At 47.1% G+C, this 25,975-nt stretch carries 20 protein-coding genes; 10 read left to right on the top strand and 10 right to left on the bottom strand.

What is annotated here, in order from left to right; all coding sequences use genetic code 11:
* Window positions 1–99: 99 nt before the first annotated feature.
* The 4 genes from lolB (at window position 100) to dauA (ending at window position 4,595) form a co-directional block, all read left to right on the top strand.
* Window positions 100–723, top strand: a complete 624-nt coding sequence (gene lolB / locus BZK41_RS05245) for a lipoprotein insertase outer membrane protein LolB (RefSeq protein WP_079937420.1) — start codon at window positions 100–102, stop codon at window positions 721–723.
* On the top strand, window positions 720–1,571 hold the full coding sequence (gene ispE, locus BZK41_RS05250) for a 4-(cytidine 5'-diphospho)-2-C-methyl-D-erythritol kinase (RefSeq protein ID WP_079937421.1): 852 nt from the start codon (window positions 720–722) through the stop codon (window positions 1,569–1,571). Before lolB ends, ispE begins: the two co-directional genes overlap by 4 nt.
* Before the next feature lie 269 nt (window positions 1,572–1,840).
* Complete coding sequence (gene prs, locus BZK41_RS05255) at window positions 1,841–2,788, top strand: ribose-phosphate diphosphokinase (protein ID WP_001518537.1); 948 nt, start codon at window positions 1,841–1,843, stop codon at window positions 2,786–2,788.
* Between the two features lie 124 nt (window positions 2,789–2,912).
* Window positions 2,913–4,595, top strand: a complete 1,683-nt coding sequence (gene dauA, locus BZK41_RS05260; RefSeq protein WP_079937422.1) for a C4-dicarboxylic acid transporter DauA — start codon at window positions 2,913–2,915, stop codon at window positions 4,593–4,595.
* Between the two features lie 98 nt (window positions 4,596–4,693).
* Here the strand turns inward: dauA and BZK41_RS05265 are convergent, their stop codons facing one another.
* On the bottom strand, window positions 4,694–6,157 hold the full coding sequence (locus BZK41_RS05265; protein ID WP_079937423.1) for an aspartate aminotransferase family protein: 1,464 nt from the start codon (window positions 6,155–6,157) through the stop codon (window positions 4,694–4,696).
* A 15-nt stretch (window positions 6,158–6,172) separates the two neighbouring features.
* A complete protein-coding gene (locus BZK41_RS05270; protein ID WP_079937424.1) occupies window positions 6,173–7,558 on the bottom strand; it encodes a diaminobutyrate--2-oxoglutarate transaminase in 1,386 nt (461 codons plus the stop codon).
* A 607-nt stretch (window positions 7,559–8,165) separates the two neighbouring features.
* On the opposite strand from BZK41_RS05270, the gene lysC reads away from it, so the two are divergent.
* A complete protein-coding gene (gene lysC, locus BZK41_RS05275) occupies window positions 8,166–9,527 on the top strand; it encodes a lysine-sensitive aspartokinase 3 (RefSeq protein WP_079937425.1) in 1,362 nt (453 codons plus the stop codon).
* 123 nt (window positions 9,528–9,650) lie between these two features.
* On the opposite strand, the gene ychH is transcribed toward lysC, so the two are convergent.
* The gene (ychH, locus tag BZK41_RS05280; protein ID WP_079937426.1) at window positions 9,651–9,932 is read right to left on the bottom strand and encodes a stress-induced protein YchH; all 282 of its coding nucleotides are present in this window, start codon (window positions 9,930–9,932) and stop codon (window positions 9,651–9,653) included.
* Window positions 9,933–10,206: 274 nt separating this feature from the next.
* On the opposite strand from ychH, the gene pth reads away from it, so the two are divergent.
* The 4 genes from pth to BZK41_RS05300 all read left to right on the top strand — a co-directional run bounded on the left by pth (window position 10,207) and on the right by BZK41_RS05300 (window position 14,580).
* Window positions 10,207–10,791: an aminoacyl-tRNA hydrolase gene (gene pth, locus BZK41_RS05285; protein WP_003020814.1), complete on the top strand. Its 585-nt coding sequence runs from the start codon at window positions 10,207–10,209 to the stop codon at window positions 10,789–10,791.
* A gap of 115 nt (window positions 10,792–10,906) precedes the next feature.
* Window positions 10,907–12,001, top strand: coding sequence for a redox-regulated ATPase YchF (gene ychF / locus BZK41_RS05290; RefSeq protein WP_003020818.1), 1,095 nt, complete (start codon window positions 10,907–10,909; stop codon window positions 11,999–12,001).
* Between the two features lie 214 nt (window positions 12,002–12,215).
* Window positions 12,216–13,391, top strand: a complete 1,176-nt coding sequence (locus BZK41_RS05295; protein WP_079937427.1) for an integrase arm-type DNA-binding domain-containing protein — start codon at window positions 12,216–12,218, stop codon at window positions 13,389–13,391.
* A 208-nt stretch (window positions 13,392–13,599) separates the two neighbouring features.
* Window positions 13,600–14,580, top strand: coding sequence for a DUF559 domain-containing protein (locus BZK41_RS05300; protein WP_216350671.1), 981 nt, complete (start codon window positions 13,600–13,602; stop codon window positions 14,578–14,580).
* Between the two features lie 850 nt (window positions 14,581–15,430).
* On the opposite strand, the gene BZK41_RS05305 is transcribed toward BZK41_RS05300, so the two are convergent.
* From BZK41_RS05305 to BZK41_RS05335, 7 genes are all read right to left on the bottom strand, one after another.
* Window positions 15,431–16,936 (bottom strand): hypothetical protein, encoded by a 1,506-nt coding sequence (locus BZK41_RS05305; RefSeq protein ID WP_079937428.1) that lies wholly within the window; start codon window positions 16,934–16,936, stop codon window positions 15,431–15,433.
* Window positions 16,937–17,303: 367 nt separating this feature from the next.
* Window positions 17,304–19,043: an ATP-binding protein gene (locus BZK41_RS05310; RefSeq protein ID WP_079937429.1), complete on the bottom strand. Its 1,740-nt coding sequence runs from the start codon at window positions 19,041–19,043 to the stop codon at window positions 17,304–17,306.
* Between the two features lies 1 nt (window position 19,044).
* Complete coding sequence (locus BZK41_RS05315; protein ID WP_079937430.1) at window positions 19,045–20,130, bottom strand: SIR2 family protein; 1,086 nt, start codon at window positions 20,128–20,130, stop codon at window positions 19,045–19,047.
* Window positions 20,131–20,563: 433 nt separating this feature from the next.
* Window positions 20,564–21,271 carry a hypothetical protein gene (locus BZK41_RS05320; protein ID WP_079937431.1) on the bottom strand — a complete coding sequence of 236 codons (708 nt, stop codon included), beginning with the start codon at window positions 21,269–21,271 and terminating at the stop codon, window positions 20,564–20,566.
* Between the two features lie 245 nt (window positions 21,272–21,516).
* Window positions 21,517–22,989, bottom strand: coding sequence for a hypothetical protein (locus BZK41_RS05325; RefSeq protein WP_079937432.1), 1,473 nt, complete (start codon window positions 22,987–22,989; stop codon window positions 21,517–21,519).
* Window positions 22,990–23,650: 661 nt separating this feature from the next.
* Window positions 23,651–24,871 carry a hypothetical protein gene (locus BZK41_RS05330; protein WP_079937433.1) on the bottom strand — a complete coding sequence of 407 codons (1,221 nt, stop codon included), beginning with the start codon at window positions 24,869–24,871 and terminating at the stop codon, window positions 23,651–23,653.
* 178 nt (window positions 24,872–25,049) lie between these two features.
* On the bottom strand, window positions 25,050–25,235 hold the full coding sequence (locus tag BZK41_RS05335; RefSeq protein WP_032160635.1) for an AlpA family transcriptional regulator: 186 nt from the start codon (window positions 25,233–25,235) through the stop codon (window positions 25,050–25,052).
* 215 nt (window positions 25,236–25,450) lie between these two features.
* Between BZK41_RS05335 and BZK41_RS05340 the strand changes: the two genes are divergently transcribed.
* Window positions 25,451–25,951, top strand: a complete 501-nt coding sequence (locus tag BZK41_RS05340; RefSeq protein ID WP_139762572.1) for a hypothetical protein — start codon at window positions 25,451–25,453, stop codon at window positions 25,949–25,951.
* The last annotated feature ends 24 nt before the right edge of the window (window positions 25,952–25,975 follow it).

A 25,975-nucleotide genomic window follows, 5' to 3' on the forward strand; every position in this document is an offset into this window, starting at 1 on the left:
TTTGAGCGATTTAAGATAACTTGAACGTAGACGACGTCTGATGGCGGCGCTAGCATTAAGAGTTATAACTGCAACGTATCTCAAGGATTTGTCATCACTATGACCCTGCCTGATTTTCGCCTGATTCGCCTGCTGCCGCTGGCGGCCCTGGTTCTTACTGCCTGTACGCTCAACGCGCCGAAAGGTCCCGGTAAAAGCCCCGATTCCCCACAATGGCGCCAGCACCAGCAGGAAGTTCGCGCCCTGAACCAGTATCAGACGCGTGGTGCGTTTGCGTATATTTCCGATCAACAGAAAGTGTATGCCCGCTTTTTCTGGCAGCAAACCGGTCAGGATCGCTATCGTCTCCTGCTGACCAACCCACTGGGCAGCACTGAACTGGAACTCAATGCGCAGCCGGGCAACGTCGAACTGGTCGATAACAAAGGCAAGCATTATAACGCCGACGACGCCGAAGAGATGATTGGTAAACTGACCGGCATGCCTATTCCTTTGAACAGCCTGCGCCAGTGGATCCTTGGTCTGCCGGGTGACGCCACCGATTACAAGCTCGACGACCAATATCGCCTCAGTGAAGTGAACTACAGCAAAGACGGTAAAAACTGGAAAGTCGTCTATAGCGCCTACGACAGCAAAACCCAGCCCGCGATGCCAGCAAACATGGAGCTATCCGACGGCTCACAGCGTATTAAGCTCAAAATGGACAACTGGATTGTGAAATGATGACCCATTGGCCCTCTCCGGCGAAACTGAATCTGTTTTTATACATTACTGGACAGCGTGCGGACGGTTACCACACGCTGCAGACCTTATTTCAGTTTCTTGATTATGGCGACACGATAGATATTGCACCACGTAGCGACGGCGAAATTCACCTGTTAACCCCGGTTGAAGGCGTTGCGCATGAAGATAATCTGATCGTCCGCGCGGCACGTTTGCTGATGAAAGCGGCATCTGAAAGCAATCGCCTTACCAAAGGGAGCGGTGCGAACATCAGTATCGACAAACGCCTGCCGATGGGCGGCGGCCTTGGCGGAGGCTCGTCTAATGCGGCGACCGTTCTGGTGGCGCTGAACCATCTCTGGCAGTGCGGACTTTCGGTTGATGAACTGGCGGCACTCGGCTTAACGCTGGGGGCCGACGTTCCCGTGTTCGTGCGCGGCCATGCGGCCTTTGCCGAAGGCGTAGGAGAAATTCTGACACCGGTCGAGCCAGAGGAAAAATGGTATCTGGTTGCACACCCGGGAGTCAGTATTCCGACGCCGGTGATTTTTAACGATCCCGACCTCCCGCGCAACACGCCAAAAAGGTCAATAAAAACGTTACTAAAATGTGAATTCGGCAATGATTGCGAGGTTATCGCAAGAAAACGTTTTCGCGAGGTTGATGCGGCGCTTTCCTGGCTGTTAGAATACGCGCCGTCGCGCCTGACTGGTACAGGGGCTTGTGTCTTTGCTGAATTTGACACTGAGTCTCGTGCTCGCCAGGTGCTTGAGCAAGCCCCGGAATGGCTCAAAGGCTTTGTGGCGAAAGGCGTCAACCTCTCCCCATTGCACAGAGCGTTACTCTAAATCCTTCGGGTTTCAGGAAAATGGCGAAATGACGAATCGCCAGATGCATACAACTTCAGTATGTAGCTGGTGTGAGGAATTGATGCCAGCACAAATGAAACGCGAAAGATAACGAGTAAGCCGGGCAAGCTGAGTTGCGGTGACAACGTCACCCTGTTCCAGACGTTGCATCGCGCTCTTTAATACACCGCATGGAGAGGATACTGCCTGGCCCGCACAGTTTTCGGCAGATTCTTTCCACCAATGGACGCATGCCTGAGGTTCTTCTCGTGCCTGATATGAAGCTTTTTGCTGGTAACGCCACCCCGGAACTAGCACAACGTATTGCCAACCGCCTGTACACTTCACTCGGCGACGCCGCTGTAGGTCGCTTTAGCGACGGCGAAGTCAGCGTACAAATTAATGAAAATGTACGCGGTGGTGATATTTTCATCATCCAGTCCACTTGTGCCCCTACTAACGACAACCTGATGGAATTGGTCGTTATGGTTGATGCGCTGCGCCGTGCTTCCGCAGGCCGTATCACCGCCGTTATTCCTTACTTCGGCTATGCACGTCAGGATCGTCGCGTACGTTCCGCTCGTGTACCGATTACCGCTAAAGTCGTCGCTGATTTCCTGTCCAGCGTTGGCGTTGACCGCGTCCTCACCGTTGACCTGCATGCTGAACAGATCCAGGGCTTCTTCGACGTACCGGTTGATAACGTATTCGGTAGCCCGATCCTGTTAGAAGACATGCTGCAGCTGAACCTGGACAACCCGATTGTGGTTTCTCCGGACATCGGTGGCGTCGTGCGTGCCCGCGCTATCGCTAAACTGCTGAACGATACCGACATGGCTATCATCGACAAACGTCGCCCGCGTGCGAACGTTTCTCAGGTGATGCACATTATTGGTGACGTTGCAGGTCGTGACTGTGTTCTGGTTGATGACATGATCGATACCGGCGGTACGCTGTGCAAAGCAGCAGAAGCACTGAAAGAACGTGGTGCAAAACGCGTATTTGCTTACGCCACTCACCCGATCTTCTCAGGCAATGCGGCAAACAACCTGCGTAACTCAGTGATTGATGAAGTCGTTGTCTGTGACACTATTCCACTGACTGACGAAATCAAAGCGCTGCCAAACGTGCGTACATTGACCCTGTCGGGTATGCTGGCCGAAGCGATTCGTCGTATCAGCAACGAAGAATCCATCTCTGCTATGTTCGAGCATTAATCGAGCCCGGCTCAAAAACCCGCTGCGGCGGGTTTTTTTATCTGTAATACTTATTTGTATGACTTATGCCTCCTTCACCTGCCATTTAGTTGACAGATGATGCGCTCATGGATGAAACATTATTGTGAACAGATTATTTTCCTCACATGTGATGCCTTTCCGCGCCCTCATCGACGCTTGTTGGAAAGAAAAATATACTGCCTCTCGCTTTACCCGTGACCTGATCGCCGGGATAACCGTTGGGATCATCGCCATTCCGCTGGCGATGGCCCTGGCAATAGGCAGTGGCGTTGCGCCGCAGTACGGCCTGTATACCTCAGCCGTCGCTGGGATTGTCATCGCCCTTACCGGGGGATCGCGCTTTAGCGTATCTGGCCCAACCGCCGCCTTCGTGGTGATTCTGTATCCGGTGTCGCAACAGTTTGGGCTGGCAGGCCTGCTGGTTGCCACGCTCATGTCCGGGATATTCCTGATCCTTTTCGGCCTCGCTCGTTTTGGTCGCCTGATCGAATATATCCCCGTGTCGGTAACGTTAGGTTTTACATCAGGTATTGGTATCACCATCGGTACCATGCAGATAAAAGATTTTCTCGGTCTGCAAATGGCCCATGTCCCGGAGCACTATCTGCAGAAGGTCGGCGCGCTGTTTATGGCCCTGCCAACCATCAACGTTGGCGATGCCGCCATTGGCGTAGTGACGCTGGGGATCCTGATTTTCTGGCCGCGCCTGGGGATCCGACTGCCGGGCCACCTTCCCGCACTGCTGGCAGGCTGTGCGGTAATGGGTATCGTGAACCTGACCGGCGGCCATGTCGCCACCATTGGTTCTCAGTTCCACTACATTCTGGCTGACGGCTCACAGGGTAATGGTATCCCACAACTGCTGCCGCAGCTGGTTCTGCCGTGGAATATGCCGGAGTCAAACTTTACCCTGAGCTGGAGCTCGTTACAGGCGCTATTACCGGCAGCTTTCTCGATGGCGATGCTGGGGGCAATTGAATCTCTGCTGTGCGCCGTCGTACTCGATGGGATGACCGGCACCAAGCATAAAGCTAACAGCGAGTTGATTGGCCAGGGGCTGGGTAACATCGTGGCACCGTTCTTTGGCGGTATCACCGCCACTGCGGCAATTGCCCGCTCCGCAGCAAACGTCCGCGCCGGGGCGACTTCGCCAGTCTCTGCGGTTATCCATGCGATTCTGGTGATCCTCGCCCTGCTGGTACTTGCACCGCTGCTTTCCTGGTTACCGCTTTCCGCCATGGCCGCCCTGCTGCTGATGGTGGCATGGAACATGAGTGAAGCGCATAAAGTGGTGGATTTGCTGCGTCATGCGCCGAAAGACGACATTATCGTCATGCTGATGTGTATGTCGCTAACGGTGTTGTTCGACATGGTTATTGCCATCAGCGTCGGTATCGTTCTCGCCTCTCTGCTGTTTATGCGTCGTATTGCGCGCATGACGCGTCTGGCACCGGTCAACGTAGACGTACCGGACGATGTGCTGGTGCTGCGCGTTATTGGTCCGCTATTCTTTGCCGCGGCGGAAGGACTATTTACCGATCTCGAGTCGCGTATTGAAGGTAAACGCATCGTAGTCCTGAAGTGGGATGCGGTCCCGGTACTGGATGCCGGTGGTCTGGACGCTTTCCAGCGCTTTGTAAAACGTCTGCCGGAAGGTTGTGAATTACGCATCAGTAATCTGGAATTCCAGCCGCTACGTACCATGGCGCGCGCGGGTATTCAGCCGATTGCCGGGCGCCTAACGTTTTTCCCGAATAAAGACGCCGCGCTGGCGGATATCCGCTAACGTGTAGCCCAGTCAGGCGAAACGCCGGCGGATGACAAATGACAGACAAAAAAAATGGCTCCCGTACGTGGGAGCCATTTTTATAACAAGCTTATTGCTTACGCGTTCAGCAGTTGCTCAGCCGTTGCCTTCACGCTTGCCAGCAGGACTTTGACATCCTCCAGGCACACGGTCGGATTGAGCAGCGTCAGCTTCAGGCAGGTGACACCATCAGCTTCGGTCACACCGACGTTGGCGCTACCAGAAGCCAGCAGAACGTCGCCAATACGCTGGTTCAGCAGCGCAACAAACGCCATGTCGTCATTTTGCGGGCGGAAGCGGAACAGCACGCTTGCCAGCTGCGGCTCCATCACCAGCTCAAGATGCGGCTGGGTTTTGACAAACTCAGCAACATCGCGCGCCAGCGTTACGCCATTATCAATGATTTCGGCATACTGCTTTTTGCCCAGCGCTTCGAGGCCCATCCACAGCTTCAGCGCATCAAAACGACGCGTGGTCTGCAGCGACTTCGATACCAGGTTTGGTACGCCAGCCTCTTCATCGAAATCAGAGTTCAGGTACGCCGCCTGGTAACGCATCAGCTCGTAGTGGCGCGCATCTTTTAACAGGAACGCACCGCAGCTGATGGTCTGGAAGAACTGCTTGTGGAAATCCAGCGTCACGGAATCTGCCAGCTCAAGGCCGTTCAGGAAGTCACGGTACTTATCAGAAAGCAGTAACGCCCCGCCCCATGCTGCATCTACGTGCATCCAGATCTGATGTTCTGCCGCCAGCGCTGCAATATCCGCTAACGGATCGATTGCGCCCGCATCGGTAGTACCGGCAGTGGCGACGATTGCCATCACCTGCTCGCCGTTGGCTTTCGCCTGGGCCAGCTTGTCTTTCAGGTCAGTCAGATCCATGCGTGAAAACGCATCGGTCTTCACTTGGGTGACAGAACGGTAGCCCAGCCCCATCAGCGCCATGTTCTTCTGCACGGAGAAGTGCGCGCTTTCAGAGCAGAACACTTTGATTTTACTCAGATCACCGGTCAGACCATCCTGCTGAATGGAATGCCCCTGACGAGCAAAGAAGGCGTCGCGCGCCAGCATCAGGCCCATCAGGTTGCTCTGGGTGCCGCCGCTGGTGAATACGCCCGCATCGCCTGCCGCATAGCCCACCTGCTCACGCAGCCATTCGATCAGCTTGATCTCAATGATGGTGGCCGACGGGCTCTGGTCCCAGGAGTCCATACTCTGGTTGGTGGCGTTGATCAGCACTTCCGCCGCCTGGCTTATTACCAGACTCGGGCAGTGCAGATGCGCCACGCACTGCGCATGGTGAACCAACAAGCTGTCTTTGAGAAAGTATTCAACCGCACGCTCAATAGCGGCCTGGTTGCCCAGGCCCTGAGACGTAAAATTCAGGTTGATACGTTCACGCAGTTGCTCAACGGTTTTACCCTGATACATCTCAGGCTGCTTCAACCATTCAACGACCGCTTGCGTACTCTGCTCGATAGCGTCCTGATAGGCGGCGATGCTTTGCGCCGAGCCGGACAGAATCGGGTTTACGTCTGACATTCGATCCAACTCCGTTTAAACCGGCTTCACGCCAGCGCCCAGCAGGGCGTTTTCGAATTTATCGAGGAAGATTTCCAGCTCAGCGTTGGTGATCAGCAGTGACGGCAGCAGGCGCAGTACGCAACCGTTGCGGCCACCGCGCTCCAGAATCAGCCCGTTTTCGAAGCATTTTTTCTGCAGCAACGCGGACAGCTCGCCATCGGCCGGGTAGCAGCCCATGTGATCCTGCGCTTCGTTCGGCTTCACGATTTCCAGGCCGATCATCAGACCCAGACCGCGCACCTGGCCGATAACCGGGTAGCGTTTCTGCAGGTCAGCCAGTTTGCCTTTCAGCCACTCGCCCTGGGCAGCAACTTTATCGGCAATCTTGTCGCCTTTGAGGATCTTCAGCGTTGTCAGACCGGTCGCCATCGCCAGTTGGTTGCCGCGGAAAGTACCCGTGTGGTGGCCCGGAGCCCACGCATCGAACTGCTTTTTAATGCCCAGTACCGCCAGTGGCAGACCGCCGCCAACCGCTTTGGACATCACGATGATATCTGGCTCAATACCGGCGTGCTCGAAGGCGAACAGTTTACCGGTACGTGCAAAGCCAGCCTGAACTTCATCGATGATCAACAGAATGCCGTGTTCCTGCGTCACTTTACGAATGCGTTGCAGCCACTCGACCGGAGCCGGATTCACGCCACCTTCTCCCTGCACCGCTTCGAGGATCACGGCAGCCGGTTTACGCACGCCGCTTTCAACGTCGTTGATCAGGTTTTCGAAGTAGTAAGTTAATGCTTTGACGCCAGCTTCGCCGCCGATACCCAACGGACAACGGTACTGATGCGGATACGGCATAAACTGCACTTCCGCCATCATGTTGCTGACCGCTTCTTTCGGCGACAGGTTCCCGGTCACGGACAGCGCGCCGTGGGTCATCCCGTGGTAGCCGCCGGAGAAACTGATGATGCTGGAACGGCCGGTGACTTTCTTCGCCAGCTTCAGCGCGGCTTCAACAGCATCTGCGCCGGACGGACCGGTGAACTGCAGGCAATATTCTTTGCCCTGGCCCGGTAATAAAGAAAGTAAATATGATGAGAATTCATCTTTTAACGGCGTGGTAAGGTCAAGCGTATGTAACGGTAAGCCGCTTGTGATGACACTTTGAATGCTCTGCAGCACTTCAGGATGGTTATGGCCAAGCGCCAGGGTTCCGGCACCTGCCAGGCAATCAAGATATTGATTATTTTCTACATCAGTAATCCAGACGCCCTGCGCTTTAGCGATCGCTAATGGCAGTTTACGTGGATAGCTGCGGACATTAGATTCAAACTCAGCCTGTCTTGCTAAAAAGGTATCATTGCTCTGTGGTAATGAATTAGCACTTAAAGTATCAATACGGACTTTATCCGTCATCATATCACTCCTACAACCAGGTGTAGATTAACGCCTGATTGAATAAATGGTTATAAGGATTACCTGTAAAAAAGCGCGGCTAATATATGTTGTTTTAGCTTAGGACTCAATCATTTATTTTTCGGCATCAAAAATAACAACTTTTCCCTTTAAATTCAAAGCATAAGAATTATTCGCTATTACTAAATCCTAAAGAAATATAGCTATTTAATTAACAATATTGTAGCTAGTTGCAACGCCGACAATGTAATAAAAACCATGAAATTTTCGTGTTTTTATTATTTTTTTACACGTTTTTACCATTAATGATGCTCGTGATATCTTGTGACGACATGATTTTTCACTTATTTGTCGATAAATCGAATAAAAAAGTCGATCCCTAAATATAAATCACTTAGTATGGCGCGCTTATTTACAGGCTATGTAGATAAATTAATGCGCAGCACCCGGTAACGCGTACAGGCGACACTCGTTATCGACAACAGGTATTCCCTGGGTTGTCAGCAGAAATGTTCGCGGGCGGACATTTCGTAAGGTGAACTTCGTTCCCTTATGCCGAGAATGAAAATTTTCTAGCCATACTTTTATGGCGCCCTGATATGAGATTGTTATGACTCGCATTTATCCACCATCCGTCGTTGCCAAATTTGGCGGCACCAGCGTCGCTGATTTTGATGCGATGAACCGAAGCGCCAGCATTGTCCTTGCTGATCAAGATGTCCGTTTAGTCGTTTTGTCTGCTTCAGCAGGCGTGACAAACTTACTGGTTGAGCTTTCTGAAGGTCTGGAAACACATCAACAATCAGATAAGATTGAGACTTTACGCGCCATCCAATACAACATTATTTCCCGCCTGAAGCAGCCGTCCGTTATCAGCACGGAAATCGATAATCTTCTCAACAATATCCGTCGTCTTGCACAAACGGCGATGGTTTCACCGTCTGATGCGTTAAGCGATGAATTAGTCAGCCATGGCGAGCTGATGTCCTCGCTACTGTTTACTGAAGTCTTACGTGAACGGCATGCCGAGGCCGGGTGGTTTGACGCCCGCAGCGTGATGCGTACTAACTCGAACTTCGGCTGTGCCGAACCCGAGCTTGGCACACTGCACCACCAGGTGGAGACTCACCTGCGTCATCGTCTTGAGCAAGCGATTATGGTGACTCAGGGATTTATCGGGCGTGATGCCGCAGGACACACCACAACGCTTGGACGCGGCGGTAGTGATTACACGGCAACACTTCTCGGTGAGGCGCTTCACGCTACACGCGTTGACATCTGGACCGACGTCGCAGGGATCTACACCACCGATCCACGCATTGCGCCACGGGCCAAACGAATCGACCACATCTCGTTTTCCGAGGCCAGCGATATGGCCGCCTACGGTGCGAAGGTCCTCCACCCGGCGACACTGCTCCCGGCAATGCGTAAAAGCATTCCGGTCTTTGTTGGCTCAAGTAAGGATACTGCCGCCGGAGGTACGCTGGTGCACAACACCACCGATAATCCACCTCGCTATCGCGCGCTCGCCGTGCGTCGTAAACAGACGCTGTTGCGGTTACACAGTCTGGAGACGCAACCTTCCTGTTCTTTCCTGGCGCAGTCTTTCGCCATTTTAGCTCGCCACGCGGTCGCAGTGGATTTGGTTACAACCTCAGAGAATAGTATTGCGCTGGCGCTGGACGCCACTCATGCAACCTCAGGTGAAGACCATGTGCTGACCACCGCATTGTTTACCGCCTTGTCCTCCCACTGTCGCGTGGAAGTGGAAACCGGACTGGCGCTGGTCACTTTGGTGGGGAATCAACTCACACAGGCTGCGGGAGTTTGCAAAGACGTTTTTGCCTGGCTTGAAGAGCATACGGTACGAATGATTTGCCATGGGGCATCAAACGACAACCTGAGCATCCTGTTGCCCGCTGACAATGCAGACAGCGCGATCAAAGCGTTACATTATCGGTTATTCGAATAACGCTTCTTTGCATACCACCATGAGTAGACGTCGTTTTATGCAGGAATGACGAACAAACAGAGCCCTGGTTTTTCAACCAGGACTTTGTGTTCAAACAACTGCATTCCGAGTTGGGAGAATTATTTAGTTATGCCGATGATTGGTATCACCGCGACGGCAGCGTTTGTCATAATGGCGCACCCACCAGTAACGATCGCTGATTTGTTCGTGCCCCCCCACTCTGGCACCTGCCAACCAGAGGACACCACCAACAAAAATACTGAGCACGGCACCATGTGCGAAAAACTGTGGCAGATTAAATTGCGGCAGTTGGTTTAAAATAGAGTAACCAACACCACCCACCATCACCACCAACCCTAAACCCATGAGCACGTTACCGAGTAACGAAGCGTTTTTGCGTTTCATGTGTCACCTCCGGAACTTTGGGTTGTTACAGGGAATACCCCTAATCCTTATGTGTAAAGTATAGACAACACTGCCGTTCGCAAGTGCGGGAGCGATCACAATTACAAACACTCATGCAACATAACTTTACAAATAAGCCACTGAACATACTCATTTTCTAATAGTCCATTTGTGCAATTATTCAGCTTTTGGCGATAAGCACGCAGTTTTTTGTCAACAGCATCGTCAGACAGTAAACTACACGTCGTTTATCGAAACACTCAGGACAAAACACGTGGCGATTAAATTGATTGTCGGCCTGGCGAACCCCGGCGCAGAGTATGCGGCAACGCGACACAATGCAGGCGCATGGTATGTCGATCTGCTGGCAGAAAGATTACGCGCACCCCTGCGCGATGAGCCGAAATTCTTCGGCTACACCTCCAGAGTTACGCTTGAAGGTGAAGACGTCCGTCTGCTGGTGCCAACCACATTTATGAATCTGAGCGGCAAGGCTGTCGGTGCGATGGCCAGTTTTTATCGTATTAACCCCGATGAAATTTTGGTCGCACACGACGAATTAGACCTGCCACCTGGCGTGGCCAAATTTAAGCTTGGCGGCGGTCATGGCGGACATAATGGCCTGAAAGACATCATTAGCAAGTTAGGTAATAACCCCAACTTTCATCGTTTACGCGTTGGAATTGGCCATCCGGGCGATAAAAACAAAGTTGTCGGATTTGTTTTAGGCAAACCGCCTGTTTCAGAACAGAAGTTAATTGATGAAGCGATTGACGAAGCGGCACGTTGTACCGAGATTTTGTTCAAAGATGGCCTGACCAAAGCGACGAGCCGGTTACACACCTTTAAAGCGCAATAAGCAGCGATGTGCGGCATTTTTCTCGCGTGCTGTGTATAATAGGCAAAGTTATTTACATTTCTACAATCTGTTTTCCATAACAGGTTGAATATCAAAAGATTAAGGTGATTTAAACATGGGATTCAAATGCGGTATCGTCGGTTTGCCAAACGTAGGCAAATCCACCCTGTTCAACGCGCTCACAAAAGCGGGTATTGAAGCGGCAAACTTCCCGTTCTGTACTATTGAGCCGAACACCGGTGTTGTCCCGATGCCCGATCCGCGTCTGGATCAGCTGGCTGAAATCGTCAAACCGCAGCGTATCCTGCCAACAACGATGGAATTCGTCGACATTGCCGGTCTGGTAAAAGGTGCGTCCAAAGGTGAAGGTCTGGGTAACCAATTCCTGACCAACATTCGTGAAACCGAAGCTATCGGCCACGTGGTGCGTTGCTTTGAAAACGACAACATCATCCACGTTAATAACAAAGTGGATCCGGCTGACGACATTGAAGTTATCAATACCGAGCTGGCGTTGTCCGACCTCGATACCTGCGAGCGCGCTATCCATCGCGTGCAGAAGAAGGCTAAAGGCGGCGACAAAGACGCTAAAGCAGAACTGGCTGCGCTGGAAAAATGCCTGCCACAGCTGGAAAACGCTGGCATGCTGCGCGCACTGAAAACGCTGACTGACGAAGACAAAGCGGCCATCAAATACCTGAGCTTCCTGACGCTGAAGCCAACAATGTATATCGCCAACGTCAACGAAGACGGTTTTGAAAATAACCCGTACCTCGATAAAGTACGCGAAATCGCGGCAGCTGAAGGTTCTGTTGTAGTTGCCGTTTGCGCTGCCGTTGAAGCTGATATCGCAGAACTCGATGATGCTGATCGTGAAGAATTCATGGCTGAAATGGGTCTGGAAGAGCCGGGCCTGAACCGCGTTATCCGTGCTGGCTACGAATTGCTGAACCTGCAGACCTACTTCACCGCTGGCGTGAAAGAAGTCCGTGCATGGACCATTCCTGTCGGTGCCACGGCTCCGCAGGCAGCCGGTAAAATCCATACCGACTTCGAGAAAGGCTTTATCCGCGCACAAACCATCGCGTTTGAAGATTTCATCACCTATAAAGGTGAGCAAGGTGCGAAAGAAGCTGGGAAAATGCGTGCCGAAGGTAAGGACTATATCGTCAAAGATGGCGATATCATGAACTTCCTGTTCAACGTCTAAATAAAATTTGTTGTTTCATGGGGTTTTACTGAATCTCGTGAGAATTGCAAAAAACTATAAAATCCACGCAGTTGCGTGGATTTTTCATTTCACAATGTCTCAATTCATCTCGTAACAACGCTGTAAAAAATGAGTACATGGATGAGTACAACATTCTTCCATCTTCATTTTAAGTGAGTACAATAACGGTATAATAAATAAACAAGGCTCCGTTATGCTCACTGATACGCAATGCCGCACTGCCAAGCCGAAAGAAAAACTCTATCGACTCAATGATTTCAACGGTCTCTACCTCGAAGTGAAACCCAATGGCAAAAAGGCATGGCGCTATCGGTTTAAACTCAACGGTAAATCCAGCATGTTTGCGCTAGGTGAGTACCCCGGAGTCAAACTTGCCGAAGCTCGCGAAAAATGCGAGCAAGCGCGAAAGCAGGTCGCGGATGGAGTTAGCCCAACACAAGCTCGCCAGTTAGATAAGATTCGCAAGGTCAATGATGCCTCCAACACCTTTGAGCTAATCGCCAAAGAGTGGTTGCAGATGAAAGACTGGGCCGAAATCACCAAAACTCGCCGCCTCGATATGCTTGAGCGTGTAGTTTTCCCCGCTATCGGTAAGCTCCCTGTCAGAGAGATCACTCCACACCATATCCTTAAAATTCTTCAGGAAACAGCCAAACGAGGAGCACCGACAGTTGCCGCTGAAGCCCGTCGCACCATTTCATCAGTTTTTGAGTTGGCAGTCGCGACGCTTAGAGCTGATAGCGATCCCGTATGGCCTGTGCGTAAGGCCCTTCCGGCTAATAAGACACAGCACAAACAGGCACTAAATCCTCAGCAAATCGGAAAGTTACTAAGCTGTTTTGATAATAGTCGTGGCTCTTATCAGGTTAACTATTGCATGTGGCTTATGTGGTGGACATTGGCGCGTCCTGCAGAAGCCACCGAAGCAGAATGGAGAGAATTCGATCTTGATAACGCCCTATGGACCATTCCGGCAGAGCGAATGAAAGCCCGCAGAGAACACGTTATTCCCCTACCCTTCCAAGCTGTCAAAATGCTCAGAACACTAAAGGGATTAACCGGGCATCGGCAGCACCTTTTCCCGGGCAGAGATAATCCGCTAGGTCCAATGACATCGCACTCCCTGCGCCAGCTACTTAAAAGCCTCGGATGGAGTGGCATTTATAGTCCCCATGCTACCCGAACTACAGGAAGTACGCGTTTAAACGAGATGGGCTATCGACCTGATGCTATTGAGGCCCAACTTGCGCACACTGATACCAACAATGTTCGTCGCACATACAACCATGCAACTTATCTTGATGAGCGTAAAGTGATGATGCAGGAATGGGCGGATATGTTGGACAATTGGGTAGCAGGATTCGAGTAGAACTTACTGCACTTAGTGAACCACGAGGATAGAACTTATTCCTCAAGGTCCACTTTGTGACAAAAGCGGACATTAATACTTGTTCCTAAATTAATTAGGATCCACTGGGTAAAACACAAATCCTGATGAAGTCCTGTTATCACAAATCTCTTTTAAATTCATTATTAGTAATATACATTTATCCTGACGAATAATTTTAGGAAACAGAATGCACATGGAACCTAACATAGGTAGACCGATATCAGGTGAAGGCCCATCTTGGTATAGAAATAGACCTCCTTCCTATATTGAAGATGAATTTACAAAAGAACTAGGCGATTTTGCTGATTTAATTGAAAGTGAAACATGGTTTGGTGATAAAAGTAAGCATTTTCGTTACCGTGTTGATTTTATTTTTATGGATGCACGCTTGATAATTGAATTGGATGGGCATGATTATCACTCTAGTCCAGAACAACTTGACAAAGATTCTAAAAGACAGAGATATCTTACAAGAGCTGGGTTCACTTTAATTAGGTTTACTGGACGCCAAATTGTTAATGATTGTAATGCATGTGTTTTAGAGGTTAGGGACACATACATGGAGATCATGCAAAGAAAACCAGCAAAGTATCGTGTCATGTATATCGACTATCCTTTTATTTGCAGAGAAACTAGTAGCTTTTTGAGGCTACGTAAGCAGTTAAAAGAAGATGGAGATGTTCCCAACAGGAATGTTTCGCCTGTTAGCCTTGATGAGTTACTCCCTCATGCCGTTGAATGGCTTCATGAAAAATCGCATATATCTGCATTGGTTTTTTATCCTCCAGAATATGAAGATGAGATTAAACACTTAGACAAAACGACTAAAGAATATGATAAAGGTGAAATCAGCATTAACCTGATTAAAGATGAATTTTACTCTTTAATATTAGGCGAGCATATGGTGAATTTTTCTCATCTATTCGATGAGTTTATGTTGGTTGGGGACGACACTGTTTATATCGAACCTTTTCGCTCTGTTCTTCCTTCAACACTTACACTTGATAAAATTGGGAACCATGAATTTAAAAGCCTAAAAAATGGTAAGTTACTGCGACGTGGAAATGAAGATACATCATATGTTGGTAGCGAGCTTGTATATGTTCGGTGGCAAGATCTCTATTACATCATAGGTGCGTCAATGGGGTTGTGTAATCACGAAATGTAATATAAATAAGGTCCGTGAAAGATTTTACAGCGGATCTTATTTAAAATCCCCAAAATAAATGATTGTTAATTTTCCAATCAGAATACAACAATATGTTATGTATATCAGTTGCAGAGCATTTTCGAACTTCCGCTCTCCGCTCACAACTAACCTTTAGCTCCGTTAGCTCGTCCGCTCCGTGACAAAAGCGGAAGTAACGATTTTTTCTTGAAAGCAGAACCTTCTTCACAAGTATTAACTTCTTGGTTCAAAGAGAAATCATTTAAGCCCACGGGTCTTGGTACCAAATTAAGTTCTTATTTTTTAAAAAATATATCGACTTTTCACCATGAACAAAAACCATGACTGCTAACGCCTTGGCATTGATTTATACGATTGATTTTAATAGATTTATTTTAATCCCCTAGATTGCACAAACATAAACCTACAAAATCCTCCTCAGACAGATGCCATCTCATATGGACTGTTCGGTAAATGATGCAGGGCATTTGAAATAAACAACTACGATTTACCTTTTGAAATCGAGATTTGAGTGTCAAAAATCGCCCTACAAATGTTTGCCTACTCATGGGGATGGGAAGCCCCGCAAATACTTCCTACGTCGCACTGATATGTATTTTGTACACCATTCTGAAATTGCTGTGACTCTGTACATGACGGCGTCGGTTGCTCAGGAAGAAAATCGTTGGAATGGGAAATAAAATGAAAGAATCTTGTAGGTTTGCTTGGCGTATGATAGTTGAGATTTCTTTAGTACTCCGTACAGGACTAGCGTTGCTAGACTATTTTGCTCGTCATCATCTTTGACCTAGAACCCGTCTGACACAATTCAGGCGGGTTCTATCACTTTTCATAACACCGTTCCTCCATTGGTGGACACAAAAAGCGAAAGTTTTTCGTCTAAAAGGGCGGTATCTTGTGTATCTAAGATGCGCATGATGCTATTATTTATGCATCGATTAAATTTCAAACTAGCCTCGTAGGTGCGAGCCTGACCAATTATCGCATAGGAGAAGTATTCTAAACGTCCAGTCCAATATCGCGCGGAGCCTTCAGGAGAATTTAGGTTAATATGGTTGAAGGATACATTGTTTAAGAACTCTACTAGCCCACCAGAAATATTATGTTGTCCATACCAGTAAGGTCTGTATGGAGTGCTCTTGTGAAGTTCTGCCAGAACAAGTGCCATAGCAGAAATGGCTATTGTAAACTTTATTTCTTTCTGAACATTGGCATGGCTGAAAACTTTAAGGAGTTTTTCAAAAAGCGGAATGGATTCAAAGTATGTGTTGGTGACTATCTCTCGATTAAAAAGGTTGCAATAGAAAGGAATGAATATTCCTGCATAAGAGGTGAAGTCGTTTTTAAGCTTTTCAATACTACGGTGTAAATATTGCTCAGACTCGTTTTCAAAGCCAATATCATGCATTAAATTACCAATGTCTCTCCATGACTCGACAAATGGTAGTGGTGTGGTAGTAACTGCGTCGAAAACTTGAACGTTAGCCTCCACATGATGGTAAAACTCGAGCTGCATTAAATATATAAAAAAGCTCTCATCCAATGGTAATTGAACAGTTTCTCGCCCTTCAAATTTCAAGATATTTTCTGCACAAGTGGACATGTAATCAACAATCGCCAAAAATTTAATTTGGCTATTATCACACATAGATACTGCTTGCTGAATAAGCATATCTTCAATTCCATCCAGAACGCTACGTAATTGCCCGTATGTAGAAGTTATCGATTGTAAACGTTCACTCGGTATCTCAAAACTAAGATGTGATTTTAAATCTGATATAATCTCTACTTCCTCACACGCAGCTTCTATACCATATGCATCTCGAATTTCATATGAAGGCTTATGACTCTTTTGTGGGGGCGTAAGTAACGTAAATAGGGTCTTATATTCTCTCTGGAATCTGTAAAGAGTCTTCAGAACCTTAAGTGACTTAGATTTATTTTCTTCAAAAAAAACACAAAATTCCTTTCCCAGCAATTCACCAGTACGTTTCTTGATAGTTCTTAAAATATCATGAGCATCAGTGCAACTCTCATTATATATCTCCTTTTCTAGCACTGCGTATTTACAAAGTTCGGTTCGGATCTCTCTGCAATTCCCAAGGTCGAATGTACCAGGGAAAACTTTAATCCGCTCTTCATCTGTAAGAAGTTGGTGAACGATTGCGTACAACTGAGTTTTTCCTTCAGGTCCCCCTCCTAAAACCCTTCCACCTACACGATGCCTCCTGTACTTTCGAAGATGCACGTATTCATAAGTAGCGAATGAAGCATTTTCGCCGAACTCTTTCTTGATCTGCATTTCAAACATACGCCGAAATAGTTTCTTATCCATAAATCAGTCCATTTTAAAAGCAAGTATAGATACTACAACCATTGCTTAAGTAATTAAATATTACTTCGCAATTGACTATATAATCTACCAACTTTGTAAGGTTTTATTTGATTAAAATACCTTGCCTTTTGGCTTCTGAGAAAGACGTTTAGTCATCATAGCTCATTAAATATTAATATACTTCTTCAACGTTATATTCGATTTTCACTGTGAGTTCAATGGGTCGATGCAACGCTATCCTTAATCATGGGAGGGCTTGCCATAGTTTGTTATTTTTCAAAACACACTGAGGGATACAACACCATCCGAAGATAGACTTGAACAAACCTAGCCTGCTAAAGCCCCTCGCCCGAGGGGCAGTTTCGGGTTATAACTTTGTTCTATTTTGTCGACGCATGTTTTCTACTGCCAATGCAAAGTCTGTATTGGTAACGTTTTCCTGCCAACGAGACCAAAAATCTATTGTTGCACTTAACGGCTTTTCAGTTGGAGGATCAATTTTAATTCTGCTTGGCAGGAGCACTGAATCACCCACAACCATAGCTTCTCCAACATCCATGATAGGGAGTGCCTCTAAGAGGCTCTCCAAGCTTTCGGGTAGTAATTTACGCACTGTCGCTTGGTCATCCGCATTCGTTAAACGCAGAGAAATGATGTTGTTACACTGGCTGAGAATGGTGGCACTTACATCTGAAGGTCTCTGGCTTACAATCATCAACGCAACGCCATATTTACGTCCTTCTTTAGCGATTTTTTCAAATGCTTCAACCGCTCTGCGTTCAACTGGGTTACCTTCTTTTCTTGGTAGGTATAGATGCGCCTCATCACAGACAAAGGCAACTGGTCTGCGACTCTTTGGATCAGTCCAGAATTGAACCTGATAGATGATACGGGCAACCAACCCAATGATTACTGGCAGTATATCTGCCGGAACCTCTGAAAAGTCGATTACTTTTATGCTTTGCTTTTGCTCACCAAATTCCATCAGTTTTTCAGCAATCATGCTCAACGAATCGTATTGGTTGTATTTATCAGGACTATTAAAGAGGAAACCATAGCGTCGGTCGTTTAAGCGGCTTGCCATGCGAACTAGCAGCCTGGAGAATTCGCCGTTGAAAGGACCGTTTTTAGGACCTCTTGAGCCATCGACCTTTTCTTCATTTAAATATTTTAGTTTTTCAATGACATTATTTAGAGAATATGGAATTGGACTGTCGAGTGTAAAAGACTGCAACAGATCAGTTCTACCATTCGCTTGCAGGAAATATTTCTTTTGCTCGGTAATTGCATCTTGAACAACCACAACTTGGTTATGCGCACTGAATTCACTTCGATCAACGAATAATGACTGAATCTCTTCTGAATTGAGCAACCAATAGGGTAGGAAGAGTAGTGAATCATCATCTACGTTAACCTCATCTGGCCCTGGTATTCTCAATTGTTTCGCATAGGAAAGTTCTTTATATTCACCGTGTAAATCGAATACCACTAGGTTTGAAGATGGTAGTCGCGAGCTTCTTTCAAGAATCGAAGCAACAGTCCACGATTTACCTGAACCTGTGCTACCAAGTAGAGCAGCATGTCGCTGAAATAACTTATTGCCATCAACATAAGCGCGTGCATTTTCATTGAGCTTATAAGAACCCAATTCAAGCGAGTCCTCTCCATTGCCACATTCAGAAATCACGCGCATGAATTCTTCTAGGTGGGCGTCTTTAAGTATGTAACAGGTTGAGTCGATTTCAGGAACGTGATCTAGAGATCTTGAAAACTTATACTTTTGAGCAATTGCATCCCATCGGGCCCCGCCCATTAACGTAATCTTGACTGTGTTGACTACGCTATCTTCAAAAGCGTCTATCTCGTCAGCATCATCTTCTTGCACTTCTAGGGTAAGAGATTGAGTGACTACTGCTTTGATTACTTTATCAATCATGCCAATGAGCCAACATTCTGTTGCTCCGCTGAGCTGCACTGTTACAAGCTGCCCAACTCTGGCCTTACGCAGATCCTTATCACTATTTACCAAAATGGTTACTTTTCTGGTGTCAACTTCACGAATATTGCCAAGTATGTAGCTATCATCATTAAAAGTAAAAAGAGCCATGTTATCCCCCTAAGAACTCGTTAGTGAAAGCGTCAAAACGCCATAATTCCTTGTCGTCTATATGCAACCAGTTTTCAAATTTTGAATTGTAGATTCTGCTTTTATCTGAATTTGTCTGTTTGCAGATAAGCCACATATTTGGGCATTTATCTATCCACTCCTCGATTCTTGGATTTGAATCCCGAGTAATCACTAGCGCACGACACTGATCTTGTTCAAGTTTTTTCCTAAATGCGTTATTTACAAGTTGGGAATCGTTAAAGCCAAACCCTAAAAAAAGAAAACAGGTATGGTTTCCGACAGCGTTATCGTATTCAGCCAACTGGGCCCTGTCTTTGTGCAATCGCTGATATTTTGCTGTGCCAGGAGTGATCATAGCCCGCACAACGCCTTCAGGTTTGTTGAGAATCCAGCTATTACACTCTATAAGGTGAGATTCCCATTCAAACGTATTTAACGAGCCATGCGGTTTGTGTAATCGAACATGTTTGCATTCAACGATTCTTGGTGGTTGCCTCGGCTTGCCTAAACCTTTATGAATAGATTGAACTGACTTTTTCGCTTCATTCCAATCATAACGTTGAAGAAAGCCCCCGTAAAACCCCGTAATATATGGAATCTTGTGTCGAATAAAGGCGTACTCAGCTAATAAATCGTAATTGGGCGTTGCGACGTGAAGTTGTTTATCGGCCTGGGGCAGTGTCTCTACGAGCTTTTTCAGTAATGAACCAGCGGGCCAATCACGTAATCCTGAAATAATTTGATGGGCGTGAACGTTATCGTGATACGCAACAAAGTTGGCAGTTAGTTCAACTATTCGAGTAGTCAGAGGCTCGTCCTTGATGAAGTCCATAGAGGATTCAAAATCATGGCTACCCACATCGAGTGCAGATACAACTTGCTGCCATTGTTGTGTCTGAGCATCTGTCATGCCACTGTTCAGCTCGTCTCGAAGGTGACGCTCTAGTGCTGGCATCCCAAAATTTAGATCAAGTGCACATGACGTTCCTGTGCCAAATAAAACAAACGGCTTTTCAGTAAAAAACTCTGCAATCGCTTGATATGCAGATTCCTTTGTCAACTCCATGCCTTTCCCCACTTAAATCATGAAATATCAGTGGCTACCACCTAAAATCTGCAGCATTAGTACTTTACTCCCTTGCTTTAAGGCTTCACGTTTTTATTGCGGAGCAATTATCCATAACACTCATTTGTAGAACTATATCAAGTTTCTGCCAATTGGAAGTTATTCCTCCGCGTAAAACAGCTCTTAGAACGCCATAGAAGCAAGTGGATATTATCGCAGCAATAATGTCCCTTGTATTCATTTTTGAACAGTTTCCCGCTATCTGACGCACCAGTGTCTGAAAGATCCGCTCTTCGCTCACAGCGGACCTTCTGCTCAGTGACTGAGGCCGCTTCGTACCAACAGCGGTGCCCTGCCCCTCGCTTCTAGCAGAGCTTCCGCCCACTACGCTTGATCAATGGGCCGATAGCAGACAAGACTGTAGCACTTCATTTCAGAATGATGCCAAAGGGATATACGGATATGTCGCTGACTTGTTGCGGGTATCGTCGATCTCCTGATTGAAATCATCAATAGGTATCTTCTTGAAAGTCACACCAAGAAGAATCTCGTAATGATCAACTAGTTGAGTGAATGTACGAGCACCACCATGACGACCATCCTTGAGCGCTTTGTACAGAGTGGTATTTACTGATCTGATGTTTGACGTGCTGGGGGCATCTTTTGACGCTTTTATGAGCTTCTGTAGGACAGTCAATGTGGTTGATTCGCCTTTAATTTTCCTTTTCTCATCGTCCGTCAGAGAAATGAACGTCTGGAGTACCCTGATAAGACGTTTCATTCTTGGATCTGATTCAGCTTTCAGCGGTTTAGTAATCCCGCAGCCACTCTTTTTACTACCACCGGAGAACTCGCCCGTAAGGGGATTGTACGATGGAATTTCCTCAGGTCGCTGTCCGTTCAACTCGAACCACCCCTTTGCTGCGTACAAGCCACAGGTAAAATATCCTGTAAGCTTCGGATTCTCCCTGCTGGTAAACAGGAAAAGGTAATAATCCGTCGTTAGTAGTCCATCGTGATAAGCGGTTTTCTCCTGTCCCGGTAGTAGAACCGACCGGGTGATTGCTTCAACATAGTAGTGTTTATACGCCGCATCTCTTACCGCTTGAGTCGTCTTGCTGTACTCCTTTGGCCAATCCATTTAGCTCTCCAACTTGATGTTTTCAACGGTAACAAAAGTAACAATGTAACATGCAGTCATTTCAACGATCTCAGTGTTACCACCCATTTTGAGCAATCATATCAAAGTAACAAAAGGGGAATATTTTGTGGTTCATCGCTGAAAGCAGGCTAAGATCACCTGCCGGCTATGCATATCATGAAAGTGCTAAATGTCCCGTCTTGTTTATCAACCGGGATAAGCTGTAATTGACTGAGTGGCTCCCCTTAATGCTTTTTCTCAATCAACAGATATGGATGGGACCAGTCAGTGACCTCTTTATATGAAACAAACCCATCGTGCTCCAGTGCGCAAACGCCCTTATGACTGGCAACGTAATCGTAAACAGCCCGGCTTTCCAGTCCCTGTAACATGTGCGAAAGCAGCTTTCGGCGCATCACATCTGACTTCCTGCGTTTACGCGTAGCCACATCTTTGTAGGTAATGTTGAATGGCTGCCCTACCGCGTTGGTAACGCATTTGCCGTAATGATTGGTTTTTGCTATGCCTTCGTAATGATCCAGTAGTAAAGCCAGATCTCGCCTCAGGGGTTTCAGAAAGTGCTTCCAGCGTTTCAGTACTCGCTTTGCTTCTACCTTACCTAACTCACGGTTCAATAAGCGTCTGGTACTGGATTTTAGCGATAGTGTAACGAACCCGGCGTTGAATACGCTGGAAAACCTGAATTGCTTCACCAGTTCTTCAGCAATACGCAATACCCGGCAGATATAGCCCGTTTCCAGCACCTCCAGCGACTTTGCCGAAATACCAATACTCAACAGCTCATGGCGCAGTATCTCAAGCTGGCATCCCTTGATGTCATAGTTCACACCACGTGCCAGACACGCCCACTTCATTTTAGACGGTAGAGTCTGGAAGCCAGTGCCAACCTCAAAGGATCTTCCGCCAATGTACGCAGTTTTATAAGATTGCCTGTAGGACACTATCAACGGCGATTCCTTCACCAGCTCCACGCCTGTTTCAGCCAGTCGCGACAAGAAGTTGAAAATGAATATTTTGTTCTTCTTCGTGGGATGTTTGCGATGATAAGCAAGCAGTGCATCCAGATTGATTTCAAGCGGCTCAAGATTATTCCAGACCCCCACTACCAACTCCCTGAAGGCAGCGTTAGGGATATCGCGTTTAGACTGCTTATGTTTAGCATGCTGCCCACGGTCGATCGCAACCCCAATCAGAGCATCAAATGAGTAACTTTTACGCTTGGTGAAAATATCCGTCAGATAATGGTAGCGATCCTTACGACTAAGGTATGCCTCGCGGTCGTTGCCAAACAACTTACGCAGAACACGTTGAGAAACAGCATATTCCCGGCATAAATGATTAGTATTTGAATACCCGGTTAGTTTGATAATTCCCGCGCTTGCCAGTGCCTCGATTGCACGTTCATGCGTCGGCCCACTTTTCTTAAATACTCCGGGAAGTTTCTCTCTACCCAGCTCAAATGGTACTGGCACAGAATAAGACCATTTTTTATTCGCCTTAATCTTTGCTTTCTTTTTGTTCTTACGACTACAGGTAGCGACACAAATAACATGCTGAAGGAATACTGCTATATTACGATAAAAGGGACGCCGCAGACTTGGCACACCATTATAAGGAATACTGATAACAACTTCTTTGAAATACTCCAGTGTTGAACCTGTCACAAGAATATTGTTATGTGTAATGTATGGTTTCATAATTCACCTGTATATTGAGATCAAAGCACCATGCCCTGACCCCATTTATTTACAACTGAATTACTCAAATCATATGTGAACCCAACAAGGTTCAGATGCTGGGATAATGATCATAATACTGGAGGCTGGAGCCTCATGATAGCTGATACTGGATAATGGCTATAGTATGTAATGACATATATATGGTAATATAGAGATAGAGTGTATATAGAGCATAATAGACATAGCTATATACCTTGTAGACGTAAATAGCGATTAAATATCAGCTCAGCCAGAATGGGATTAGCGGATACGTAAAACGTTACCGGTTATTAAGCGGCACAACTTCCCCCCGGTAATATTCAATAGCGGTTGTAGACACATGTTGTTTTCTTGATTTTGATCTTTTGAAACCTCGAATTTGCTCAAAACCGCCGATCCTTGCAACTGTCAGAGTCAGGAAAAACCATCGGCGGTTTTCCCCTGGCATTGTACGAGGTGCAGATCTGACACTAAACAGCTGCGGTAGTTAGCCGGTCTACCACGCAAAAACTCAGCAACGTTGGGCGGTATTGAGGGAAGAATTCAGCGACACAAGTGACATGAAGAACCTCCTCACCGAGTATAAAAGCCAAAGATATGGCGGCCAAAAGACCGCCATCAATCTTGATTAATGCTGGAACTAAGGTTTTGAATGCTCCTGTTCCTGACGTTTTTGATGCCGTGTTTTGCGCTTCCGCTTGCGAGTATCCTCAACAAACTGGCTGACAGCCATCTCTTCCCCGGTCGCAAACTCTGGCTTTAATGTACCAATAACCTGCCCCAGCTTAGCCATACAGATAGGCCAAAAAGACCAGACGTCATTCTTGTCGAACAGCTCTACCTCATTAAGGCTCAGGAGTTTGGCGAATTTACGGGCCAGACGCCCCCCTGAATCACCACGCCTCAAGACATCTACCCATGCTTTGATACCATTAGTTTTGGGCCGGTCATTGGTAAAGACAGCGTTTATTAGTTCCTCCTTCAGCTTGCGCTTATACACCAACAGACGCTCAAAGGGATGTTCGAGCTTTGAGAGGTCCGACAGCATCAGCGCTTTCTGCCTGAATCCTCGCCTACCAGGACCAGTAGACTCAGGTTGTATACGCATTTCAACACGTAGAAACTTCGGATGTTCTTCCTTGTCAATTTCAAGGAAATACTCCCGTTTACGCCTCCCTTTTTCATTCACATATCCTGCTTGCTCAGGGAATGTGATCCTCTTAAATAGCGTGGCATCGATCTTGCCATAGATTAACACTGATAGTTTCGAGTCAAACGCCCCAAGGGATAACCCCGGCAACCCTTTATCATTATCGTAGTCTTTATAAATCGATGACTTTTTTAGGCCCCAAAGATAGTCATTCAACTTGCACCCATAGATATCCAGAGCGATATCAAGCCGGGTGACCCATGCCCGCGCCAGCAGGTGAGCAAAAGTTTCACCGAGACGGTCACTCAACCACTTAAGCAGTAGATCCATCCGTTTACCCGTCATGTGTTGGGGATGAAACTGGATACTGAACCCGCCAGTTCCTGGTGCTTTTGGCCCCCACATGAGATATGCCAGCATTGGTGCATCAGGTTCATTACGTGAAATGCACAAACCATACTTGTAAGGGTGACATGTCCCCGTTGCGTTCCGGGGAGATTTCTTCTGCACAACATAGTTTTTCCACTCCCGTTCCGGTAAAGACTGCAACTTCTGAACAAACTCAGATTTCTCCTCCTCACTGTGGAAGCGGGATACGATTGAAAGCCAGTCGATGCGCAGCTTCATCTCATGCCCCTCAAGGCTGTCACAAATCTTATCTAATGGACTAAATTCAACATTCTTCTTGTTAAGCAACTTATTCTTTTTCATTGGTGTTCCGTATCAGGACTAACCCGATTAAGGAACAGAGAGCATCAGCAACCCATCAGAAATCAGTAGTAACTGTGATGAATCGATTGTTTAGTTAAACCAGCGTCAGCATTGACTGATATGTTCTCTGTTCATGGTTATACGTGCGTGAATAACGTGCTGTTAGACGTTCATGCACTTACTGAACACGCTGGCGGTCAGCCAGCCACTGGTTAACTTCATGTTCGTAGAAACCTACCGAACGGATACCTATGCGGACCTGCCGGGGGAATTCATTACGCTGGAGCATTCTGTAGAGTGAAGCCCTGCTCATGGCACAACGTTCAAGAACTTCCGGGACTTTGATGATACGAATTGTGGTCATAACGCACCTGTTTAAGTTACGCATCGGCTGATGCGAACAGGCTTTTACAACCATCATTTCCACCCCTATTTTGGTCAAAAATGCCAAAAGCAACTGTTGCATAATCGAAAAATCAAATTTGCAACAGTTGCTTTAGTGAATTAGTTCAGGCTTAATCCTCAATAAAGCAACTGTTGCTTTTTCATGTGATGGTTGAATACAACATTGGGGGCTTAATGAAAAATCAGAAAACAAGCGATGCCGTGATTCGGGTTTTTGCCAGTAGGGAAAACCTTGAAGAGGAGATTGGAAGTGCTTTCTCGATCAATATGAATAAACAGGTGAAGGCGAGGTTGCGTGAGTTATGTGTGTTCTATGGTCACGAGGACATGCTCACAAGGAAATCAGGAACAGGCCGGCGTTTTAGCGATGTACTTGCCAGACTGATTGATGCTCATTACATTGCTTATGTATTCAAACCTCAAACTGATCCAGCCAAGAAGTTGATTAAAGCTTTCAAGCATGTTCATCTTTTGAAAATGAGGGGCAAGGATAATGAAACTATCAAGGAGTCCATGATCGACAAAGGATTTGATAAGCCTGGAGCTATTGCAGATGTCCTGACAGACCCAAAAATGGACCCTAAAGCATGGTCAGAGAAGGACGTAGAAAAGATGCTAAACCCGGAGAAAGTACTAAAGCTTTTGATGAAAATCGAAAGTAAACAAAAGGGGTGAAATTGCTCCTAGCGACATACTTTC

This window comes from Citrobacter sp. A316 (assembly GCF_002042945.1).
Lineage (GTDB): Bacteria > Pseudomonadota > Gammaproteobacteria > Enterobacterales > Enterobacteriaceae > Citrobacter > Citrobacter portucalensis.